This is a genomic window from Streptomyces sp. WAC05292, from assembly GCF_003949955.1.
Taxonomy (GTDB): domain Bacteria; phylum Actinomycetota; class Actinomycetes; order Streptomycetales; family Streptomycetaceae; genus Streptomyces; species Streptomyces globosus.
Window position 1 is genome coordinate 1 of record NZ_RPSE01000804.1, and the last position, 876, is coordinate 876.

1 pseudogene is annotated in these 876 nt (G+C 80.7%); it reads right to left on the reverse strand.

Annotated elements, in window-relative coordinates:
- Positions 1 to 768: pseudogene (locus EF903_RS33145) on the reverse strand (hypothetical protein); the annotation flags it as partial.
- Between the last annotated feature and the right edge of the window lie 108 nt (positions 769 to 876).

Consider the following 876-nt stretch of genomic DNA (forward strand, 5'->3'; position numbering starts at 1 on the left):
CGCCCCCAGCAGCCCCGCCGGCACCCACACCGCCGCGGCCGTCCACGCGGCCCGCGCCCGCAGCCACCCCGCGCACGCCGGGACCGCCGCGAGCGCGCCGTCCAGGGCGGCCGTCGCCAGCAGCGCCCACCCGAACGCCACCGGGCCCCCCTCCGCCGCGAGCACCGCCAGCGGCAGCGGCAGCTGCACCGCGAGCACCGCGGCCGGAGCGGGCACCGCCAGCCGGGGCAGCACCGCCCCGTACGCCGCCCACAGCGCGGCCAGCACCGCCGCGGCCCCCGCCGCGTACGCCGTCCCGTCCGCGCCCGCGAGCGCGACCGCGTACAGCGCGTACGCGTCCAGCACCGTCAGCAGCAGCCCCACCGCCGCCACCGACTCGGCCGTCGACCGCAGCCCGCGCCGCACCAGCAGCGCCGGCGCGGCCAGCGCCCCCGCCGTCACCGCAGCCAGCACGGCGGCCCGCCCACCGATGCCCAGCGAGCCCCAGCTCACCAGCGTGAACGCCAGCGCCGCCACCGCCAGCAGCACCGCACCGAGCGTCAGCAGCACGTTCTGCGCGCTCGGAGCGGACGCCTCGGGGCGGCGGCCCGCCCCCGGCGCGGCGGCCGCCGCGCCACCCCACCCGGCCGGCGCCGTCCACCCGGTCGGCGCCGCAGACCGCAGCAGCCACTCCCGGCGGGCCAGCAGATGGCCGCGGCGCGCATCCAGTTGCGCCAGCTCGCGGTCGATGAGGGCCAGCTCCTGGGCCGGCGGGAGGGGTGTGTCCATGCCCCGCAGTGTGGCGCCCGCCACCGGCCGGGAACATGGGGGCCCCTACTCAGATCCGCCCTGAGTACCGACACTGGTCGCATGGGCCCCCACCGCACAGCCCGCGCA